The sequence below is a fragment of the Thioalkalivibrio sp. genome (assembly GCF_007692535.1).
GTDB lineage: Bacteria > Pseudomonadota > Gammaproteobacteria > Ectothiorhodospirales > Ectothiorhodospiraceae > Thioalkalivibrio.
Genome location: NZ_REBW01000217.1, coordinates 1 through 8,783 on the forward strand (window position 1 = coordinate 1; position 8,783 = coordinate 8,783).

Below are 8,783 nucleotides of genomic sequence, written 5' to 3' on the forward strand. Positions count from 1 at the left end.
GCCCCTCAGCTGCGTCCCTTCGGCAACATGCAGGTGATCCAGTGGGACCGGCGGGATGGCCGCGTCGAGGCCGCCCCGGACCCGCGCGGCGACGGTTCGGCGGTAGTGCTTTCCCCGCTGGACTGACGTTGGTGGGCGGCCGGCGTTCAGTCCGTTAGGCCAAAAAAAAGCGGCCCCGAAGGGCCGCTTGCAGTCCGGCGATAGACGCCTGGGATCAGAAGTCGCCGGTCACGCCGGCGTCGACGATCTCGTAGATGATGTCGCGAACCCGCGTTGCGAGGACTTCGAGCTCCGGGGTCAGGTCGACCGCGTACAGCATCATGTCCATGTTCATGGTGGTGATCCAGCCCTGGCCATGCTCATCCTCGACGACGGCGATGCGGCAGGGGAGGAAGCCGGAGAAGATGATGTCGTACTGGACCATCTCGTTGGCGATCAGCGCATCGCAGAAGGCGAGGATGCGCATGTAGTTGGCCTCGTGGCCCATGGCCTGCACCTGTTCGGACAGCGGCAGGTCCGAGACCATCATGAAGTTCAGCAGGTTGGCACGCAGCTGCATGGAGTCGACCGCGTCCTGTACCGAGACGCCGTCCTCGATCTGCCACTTCTGGATGCTCTGCTGGACCATCTGCTGCATCATGGCTCGGTCCATTTCGATCTCGGATGCCTGTGCGGTCGCCATCAGGCCGAGAGACAGCATGAGCGATAAAAGGATCTTCTTCATCGGGTTCCTCCTGGGGTGGTGTTGTCGTTTGGCAGGGCGGCTCTGAGTCTACCAGACGTTCGAGCCCGCCCGAGTTATTCCCGCCGGCGCGCAGCGCCTGTGGAGTGCGGCGGCTTGCCGCCGCTCTCGGGGTACGCGCAGACTTCCGGCGCCGAAAGAGCGGGAGCAAGCTCCCGCACTCCATAGGCGGCCGCTCAGGCTGTCCTCGATGGGGTTCAGCAAGGCTCAAAGATCCAGCAGCATGCGGCCGGGATCCTCCAGCGATTCCTTGACGGCCACCAGGAATCGCACGGCATCCGAACCGTCGATCAGGCGGTGATCGTAGGACAGCGCCAGGTACATCATCGGCCGGATCACCACCTCGCCGTTCAGCGCCACGGGCCGTTCCTGCACCTTGTGCATGCCGAGGATCGCGCTCTGCGGGGGGTTCAGGATCGGCGTCGAAAGCAGCGATCCGAACACCCCCCCGTTGGTGATGGTGAAGGTGCCTCCGCGCAGGTCGTCCAGTTCGAGCTTGCCGTCGCGGGCGCGCTCGGCGAATTCGCGGATCTGCTGCTCGATGGCCGCCAGGGACAAGTGGCCGACGTCGCGCAGTACCGGCACGACAAGCCCGCGCGGCGACGACACGGCGATGCCGACGTCGCTGTAGTGGTGGTACACGATCTCGTTGCCGTCCAGCGCCGCGTTCACGACCGGGAACCGGCGCAGGGCCAGCGCGCAGGCGGCCACGAAAAAGCCCATGAATCCGAGACGTACGCCGTGGCGCTTCTCGAAGGCGTCCCGGTGTCGCGAACGCAGCGCCATGACCTCGGTGAGGTCCACCTCGTTGAAGGTGGTCAGCATCGCCGTGGTCTGCTTCGCCTGCAGCAGGCGTTCGGCGATGCGCGTACGCAGCCGGGACATCGCCACCCGCTCCTCGCTGCGGGCCCCGGTTGGCGTCGGCGCGGGTGCGCGTGGCGGCTCGCGCTCCGGTCGTGCCGCTGGCGCGGGTTCCGCCTTCGCTTCCTCGCGGGCCCCGGTGGTCGCGGTGTCGGCGGCTGGCGGTTCGGGAATCTCTTCCCGCCTGGCGAGAAAGCGCTCCACGTCCTGTTTCAGCAGCCGTCCGTTCTGGCCGGTCCCCTCGATCTCGCTCGCATCGACGTCGTGTTCGGCGAGCAGGCGCCGCACGGCCGGACTCGGAGGAGGCGCCTCGCCCGGTCCCCGGTCCCCGGTCTCCGTTGACGCCTTGTCCGCGTCGGGCCTGTCGGCAGAAGTGGTTGCAGCGGTCTCGCCCCGCGGCTCCGCATCGCCCTCGGAACCGGCGGTGTCGGTCGTCTCCCCGGCCGCTCCCGGCGTAATGAAGCCGAGCACGGCGTCGGCTTCCACCACGGCGCCTTCCTCGACGGTGAATTCGTCCAGCACGCCGTCGGCCGGCGCCGGCACCTCCAGCACGACCTTGTCGGTCTCCAGTTCGACCAGCAACTCGTCGCGCCGAACCCGTTCTCCGGCCTTCTTGTGCAGCGCGACGACGGTTGCGTCGGCCACCGATTCGGGCAACTCGGGGACGCGAAGGGTGGTGCGTTCTGGCGACATGACGGTTCCTTGGGCTCTGGTGTGGGCGATTATTCAGTGGGTCGCGGTGTGTCCCTGGAGGTGATGGGGCCGAAGCTGCGTCGCAACAGTGCCTGCTGTTCGGTCTTGTGCACCTCCGGATAACCCACCGCCGGCGCGGCCGCAGGATCGCGCGCCACGGCGTGCAGGCTTTGCCCGCGCACCTGCAGCAAGGCATTGAGGCGCGGCTCGACGAAGTCCAGGTAGCCCTGGTTCTCGGGTTCATCCTGGACCCAGACGAACTCCGTGGCCTGGTCATAGCGCCCCAGCAGCCGGGTGAGCAAGGCCTCGGGGAAGGGGTAGCACTGTTCCAGCCGGAGGATCGCGGTGTCGCCATGCTCACCGTCGCGCTTCTCGGTGAGCAGGTCGTAGTAGATGCGCCCCGCGGTCAGCAGCACCCGGCGCACGGCTTCGGGCGCGGGCGCATCGACGTCGTCGATCACGGGCTGGAAGCTTCCGGCCGCCAGTTCGCCGAGGTCGCTGACCGCGAGCTTGTGCCGGAGCAGGCTCTTCGGCGTCATCACGACCAGCGGCTTGCGGTAGGGGCGCAGCAGCTGCCGGCGCAGCAGGTGGAACATCTGCGCCGGCGTCGTCGGCACGCAGACCTGCATGTTCTCCTGCGCGCAGAGTTGCAGAAAACGCTCAGGGCGGGCGGAGGAGTGCTCCGGCCCCTGCCCCTCGTAGCCGTGCGGCAGCAGCAGCACCAGCCCGCAGAGGCGGTCCCACTTCTGCTCGCCGGAGCTGATGAACTGGTCGATCACGACCTGGGCCCCGTTCACGAAGTCACCGAACTGGGCCTCCCAGAGGACCAGGACGTTGGGCGAGGCGGTGGCATAGCCGTATTCGAAGGCCAGCACCCCTTCCTCGGACAGCAGGGAATCGATCACCAGGAAGCGCGGATTTTCCGGGTCGAGCTGGCGCAGCGGAACGAAGGCCTCGCCGGTCTCCTGGTCGTGCAGCACCGCATGGCGGTGGAAGAAGGTGCCGCGGCCGGAGTCCTGACCCGACATGCGAATCCGGTAGCCGTCCTGCAGCAGGGTCGCATAGGCCAGCGTCTCGGCGGTGCCCCAGTCCAGGGTCTGGTCGCCTGCCGCCATCGCCTGCCGGGCGTCGAGGATGCGGCGTACGCGGGGATGCACCGTGAAGCCCTCGGGCAGGACGTTCAGGCGTTGCAGCAGCGCCGCCAGTTGTTCCTTGGGTGCGCCGGTGGCAACGTCCTGATCCCAGGTCTGGTTGGCGAAGGAGACCCAGTCGGTGGGCAGGTGGCTGTCGATTTCCCTGGCGGTCGACAGCAGGCCGGGGACCACCGACTCGCCGGCCTCGAGCGAATCCCGGTAGCGTTCCTGCATCTGTGCGGCCGTGTCCGCATCGAGCACCCCTCCCTCGACCAGCCTGGCCGCGTAGCGCTCGCGCGTGGTCGGCAGGCTGCGGATGGTGCGGTACATCATCGGCTGGGTCGCCGCCGGCTCGTCGGCCTCGTTGTGGCCCTGGCGCCGGTAGCAGACCAGGTCGATGACCACGTCCTTCGCGAAACGCATGCGATAGTCGAGCGCGACCTGGGTCACGAAGACCACCGCCTCGGGATCGTCGCCGTTCACGTGCAGGATGGGCGCGCTGACGATCTTCGCGACGTCGGTCGCGTAATGGCTGGAACGCGCGTCCTTCAGCGTGCTGGTGGTGAAGCCGATCTGGTTGTTCACCACGATATGGATCGTGCCCTTGGTCGAGAAGCCCCGCGTCTGCGACATGTTCAGGGTTTCCATCACCACACCCTGGCCCGCGAAGGCGGCGTCGCCGTGGATCACCACCGGCATGACGCGTTGCCCCGCCCTGTCGCGCAGACGCACCTGCCGGGCGCGCACGGAGCCCTGGACCACCGGCGTCACGATCTCAAGGTGCGAGGGATTGAAGGCCAGCGCCAGGTGCAGGCGCCCGCCGGGCGTCTGGAGGTCGGCGGACAGGCCGAGGTGATACTTCACGTCGCCGCTGCCCCGGTTGCGGCTGTGCCGACCCTCGAATTCGTCGGCCAGCTCGCGCGGCGACTTGCCGAAGATGTTCACCTGCACGTTCAATCGGCCGCGGTGGGCCATGCCGACCACGATCTCCTTCAACCCGCGGGCGCCGCCCCGCTGCGCCAGCGCGTTCAGCAGCGGGATCAGGCTCTCCGCGCCCTCCAGCGAGAAGCGCTTCTGGCCGACGTAGCGGTTGTGCAGGTAGCGTTCCAGGCCCTCGGCGGCGGTCAGGCGTTCGAGAATGGCGATGCGCGTGGCATGGTCGAACCCGAAGTGACCGTGCACGGACTCGAGGCGCTGCTGCAGCCAGCGCTTCTCCGCGGTGGCGGACAGGTGCATGAACTCCGCGCCGATGCAGGCGCAGTACGTGTCCTTGAGGATGGACTCGATCTCGTCCAGGCGCGCCGGGTTCGGGCCATGCAGCGAGCCGGGGTCGAAGACCTGCTCGGGGTCGATGTCTTCGAGCTTGTGGTAGCCGCGGGTGAGTTCCTCGGGCGTGTCCGGGGACGTGCGTCCCAGCGGGTCCAGCCGCGCCGCGAAGTGGCCGAGGAAGCGGTGGGAGTTGATGTACTGCAGCACCCTGACCTGCATCCGTTCGAGTTGAAGATCGCGGTTCTCGATGCAGTCCCGGTCGGCGGCGCGGCGCCGGGGCGTGGGTCCGGGCTCGCGGTCCAGCGCACTGAAGTAGTCGGCCCAGGTGGCCGGCACCGATTCCGGATCGGCGAGGTAGCGCTCGAACAGGTCCTCGGCAAACGCCATGCTGTCGGGATGGAGATCCATGCGGCGCAGCATGGCGAGGGCCTGCTGCCTGGAGGGAGGTTCGTTCATGACCTTTCCTGACTCTCCTGACTCGTGTCGGGAATGACGGTTTCTGTTATTCACAGCTTAACGCGAACGGCGCCAGAATTCCGCGTTGCAGCACCATTGAATATACTGTTGGCCACCACCGGGCGCAGTGGTTCCCCAACGCGCCGTCGCTCACGGCCGTGAAGGGCGGATTTGCCATGAAGAACGCGAAGACCCGCCGTCTACGGGATGGCGGCCTTTTGCTACCATGCGCCGATGGACGTCTCCCGCCTGCTCGACCCCCTGAATCCCGCCCAGCGCGATGCCGTCGCGGCGCCGCCCGCACCGACGCTGGTGCTGGCTGGCGCCGGCAGCGGCAAGACGCGGGTGCTGGTGCACCGGATCGCCTGGCTGATCGAGGTCGAGGGAGTCGCGCCCTGGAGTCTGCTGGCGGTGACCTTCACCAACAAGGCGGCGAACGAGATGCGCGGCCGCATCGAGACGCTTCTCGGCCAGCCGGTCAGCGGGCTCTGGGTCGGCACCTTCCACGGCCTCGCGCATCGCCTGCTCCGCCAGCACTGGCAGGAGGCGAAGCTGCCGCAGGGCTTCCAGATCCTGGACAGCGACGATCAGCTGCGCCTGATCCGCCGGGTGCTGCGCGCCCTGGAGATGGACGAGGCGCGCTGGCCACCGCGGCAGGCGCAGTGGTTCATCAATGCGCGCAAGGACGAGGGCCGGCGCCCGCAGAGCCTCCCGGACAGCGGCGACCCGATCTCGCGCCAGTGGGTGCGGGTCTACACCGCCTACGAGCAGGCCTGCACCCGCGCCGGCGTGGTCGACTTCGCCGAACTGCTGCTGCGGGCGCTGGAACTGCTGCGCGACAACGAGGAACTGCTCACGCATTACCGCAACCGCTTCCGGCACCTGCTGGTGGACGAGTTCCAGGACACCAACGACATCCAGTACGCCTGGCTGCGCCTGCTCGCGGGTGCCGGCGCGCCGGTGTTCGCGGTCGGCGACGACGACCAGTCCATCTACGGCTGGCGCGGCGCCAGGATCGAGAACCTGCAGCACTTCCAGAAGGACTTTCCGGGCACCCAGGTCCTGCGCCTGGAGCAGAACTACCGCTCCAGCGCCAACATCCTGAACGCCGCCAATGCCCTGATCCGGCACAACCAGGGGCGCATGGGCAAGGAACTCTGGACCGAGGGACACGACGGCGCGCCGGTGCGTCTGTTTGCCGCAATCAACGAGCAGGACGAGGCCCGTTTCGTCGCCGAAACCATCGCCCGTCACGTCGAGCACGGCGGGCTGTACCGTGAATGTGCGGTGCTGTATCGCTCCAACGCGCAGTCGCGGGTGCTGGAAGAGACCTTCATCGCCCGGCGCATGCCCTACCGGGTCTACGGCGGGCTGCGTTTCTTCGAGCGCCAGGAGGTCCGGGACGCGCTGGCCTACCTGCGCCTGGCCGGCAACAGCGACGACGACGCCGCCTTTCTGCGCGTGGTCAACCAGCCCCCGCGCGGGATCGGCGAAAAGACCCTCGACGAACTGCGCCAGCTGGCCCAGCGCGAGGACAGCAGCCTGTACCGCGCTGCCGTGCAGGCGGTGCAGGACGGTCTGCTGGCGGGCCGCGCGCGCAACGCGGTGGCCGGTTTCCTGCAGCTGCTGGTCCAGCTCGGTGACGAGACCGACGCGCGGCCGCTGCCCGACCAGGTCGAGCGCACCATCGAGCGCTCCGGCCTGCGCGAGCACTATGCCAACGAGAAGGGGGAGCGTGGCCAGGCGCGGCTGGAGAACCTGGACGAACTGATCGGCGCGGCCCGGGCCTTCGAGCAGGAACTGCCCCCGGACGCGGAGCAGCGCGCCGGCGGGCTGACCGAGTTCCTCGCCCACGCCGCGCTCGAGGCCGGCGAGGGGGCCGCCGATCCGCACGAGGACGCGGTGCAGATGATGACCCTGCACTCGGCGAAGGGCCTGGAGTTTCCGCTGGTGTTCCTGGTGGGCCTGGAGGAGGGGCTGTTCCCGAACGCCCGCTCGCTGGAGGAGCCGGGCCGTCTGGAGGAGGAACGCCGGCTGGCCTATGTCGGCATGACCCGGGCCGAGCGCGAGCTCTACCTGACCTACGCCGAGAGCCGGCGCCTGTACGGGCGCGAGTCCTACAACATGCCGTCGCGGTTCATTCGCGAACTGCCGGAGGCGATGGTCGAGGCCCTGCGCCCGCAGGCGCGGAGTCGGCCCGCCGGCCGCTTCGCCGGCAATCGCACCGCGTCCGGCCTGAATCCGCAGCAGGCGGCAGCGGCGGAGGCCGGCCTGGCCATCGGTTCACGCGTGCGCCACGCGAAGTTCGGCGAGGGCGTGATCACCGAGTACGAGGGCGGCGGCGCCTCGGCCCGCGTCCAGGTCCACTTCGCCAACGCCGGCGCCAAGTGGCTGGTGCTCAGCTTCGCCCGCCTGGAGCCGCTGACCTGATCACCGCCAAGGCCCCGTAGGAGCGGCCCGTGGCCGCGATGGTGCGGGGATCGCGACCGGAAGGCGCTGCTACGCGAGGCCGGCGGCCCGGCAGGAGTGGCCTCCGGCCGTGATGCGGCGGGGAGCAGCCGCAACCACGGTTCAGGTTCAGGCCCCGTCGGCGGCCATGTTGCGGAGCAGGTGCACGCTGAACAGGCCCTTGCGGTCGGTCCAGGCGCCCACGGAATCCATGCCGGCGCGGCGGGCCAGGTCCTGGAATTCGTCGATACGGTACTTGTAGGAATTCTCGGTGTGGATCGTTTCGCCCGCACTGAAATCGAAGACCTCGCCGGCGACGTGCACCTGTTGATCGCGCAGGCTCTGCAGGTGCATCTCCACCCGGCCCATCTGCTCGTTGTAGCCCGCGCGGTGCGCCCAGGCGTCCAGGTCGAAGTCCGCTTCCAGTTCGCGGTTCATCCGCTCGAGCAGATTCAGGTTGAACGCTGCGGTCGCGCCCGCGGCGTCATCGTAGGCCGCGTCGAGCACGGCCTTTTCCTTGCGCAGATCGACGCCGATCAGCAGGAATCCGCCGGGACCCACCAGCTCCGCCACCGCGGCGATGAAGCCCACCGCGGCCTCGGGATCGAAGTTTCCGATGCTGGAGCCGGGAAAGAAGGCCACTCTGGGTCCCTCGGGCGCACTCGGCGGCAGCTCCATCTGCTGGGTGAAGTCGGCGTGGGCGGCGTGGACCTCGAGCCAGGGGAATTCTGCCGCCAACTCCTGCGCTGCCGCGTGCAGGTGGTCGCGGGAGATGTCCATCGGGACGTAGGCGACCGGCTCCAGCCCGCCGAGGAGGATGCGCACCTTGGCGCAACTGCCGCCACCCGGCTCCACCAGCAGGCTGCCGGTCCCGATGCGTTCCGCGATCTCGCCGGCGCGGGTCTCGAGGATCTCCATCTCCGAGCGGGTCGGATAGTACTCGGCGGTCGCGGTAATGGCATCGAAGAGTTGCGACCCGCGTTCGTCGTAGAAGAACTTCGGCGGTATCCTGCGCGGTCTTTGGCGCAGCCCGGCGACGGCCTCGTGCCGGAAATCGGCCAACGTCGGATGCAGGTCGTGAAACTGGATGTTGGGTCGGGGTATTGCGGAAGGCACGTTCGCTTCTCCAGGTTTGCGGACTTGAAGGACGTTCGCTACGTTAACGTGAAAGTCACGGCCCA

5 protein-coding genes are annotated in these 8,783 nt (G+C 68.3%); 1 reads left to right on the forward strand and 4 read right to left on the reverse strand.

What is annotated here, in order from left to right; genetic code table 11:
- Positions 1–214: 214 nt before the first annotated feature.
- The 3 genes from EA346_RS12595 to EA346_RS12605 all read right to left on the reverse strand — a co-directional run bounded on the left by EA346_RS12595 (position 215) and on the right by EA346_RS12605 (position 5,154).
- Positions 215–724 carry a DUF302 domain-containing protein gene (locus EA346_RS12595; RefSeq protein WP_296759126.1) on the reverse strand — a complete coding sequence of 170 codons (510 nt, stop codon included), beginning with the start codon at positions 722–724 and terminating at the stop codon, positions 215–217.
- 225 nt (positions 725–949) lie between these two features.
- Positions 950–2,296, reverse strand: coding sequence for a 2-oxoglutarate dehydrogenase complex dihydrolipoyllysine-residue succinyltransferase (odhB, locus tag EA346_RS12600; protein WP_296759129.1), 1,347 nt, complete (start codon positions 2,294–2,296; stop codon positions 950–952).
- A gap of 29 nt (positions 2,297–2,325) precedes the next feature.
- On the reverse strand, positions 2,326–5,154 hold the full coding sequence (locus tag EA346_RS12605) for a 2-oxoglutarate dehydrogenase E1 component (RefSeq protein ID WP_296759132.1): 2,829 nt from the start codon (positions 5,152–5,154) through the stop codon (positions 2,326–2,328).
- A gap of 234 nt (positions 5,155–5,388) precedes the next feature.
- On the opposite strand from EA346_RS12605, the gene uvrD reads away from it, so the two are divergent.
- Positions 5,389–7,584 carry a DNA helicase II gene (uvrD, locus tag EA346_RS12610; protein WP_296759135.1) on the forward strand — a complete coding sequence of 732 codons (2,196 nt, stop codon included), beginning with the start codon at positions 5,389–5,391 and terminating at the stop codon, positions 7,582–7,584.
- Positions 7,585–7,731: 147 nt separating this feature from the next.
- On the opposite strand, the gene egtD is transcribed toward uvrD, so the two are convergent.
- Positions 7,732–8,718 carry an L-histidine N(alpha)-methyltransferase gene (gene egtD, locus EA346_RS12615; RefSeq protein ID WP_296759137.1) on the reverse strand — a complete coding sequence of 329 codons (987 nt, stop codon included), beginning with the start codon at positions 8,716–8,718 and terminating at the stop codon, positions 7,732–7,734.
- Positions 8,719–8,783 lie beyond the last annotated feature (65 nt).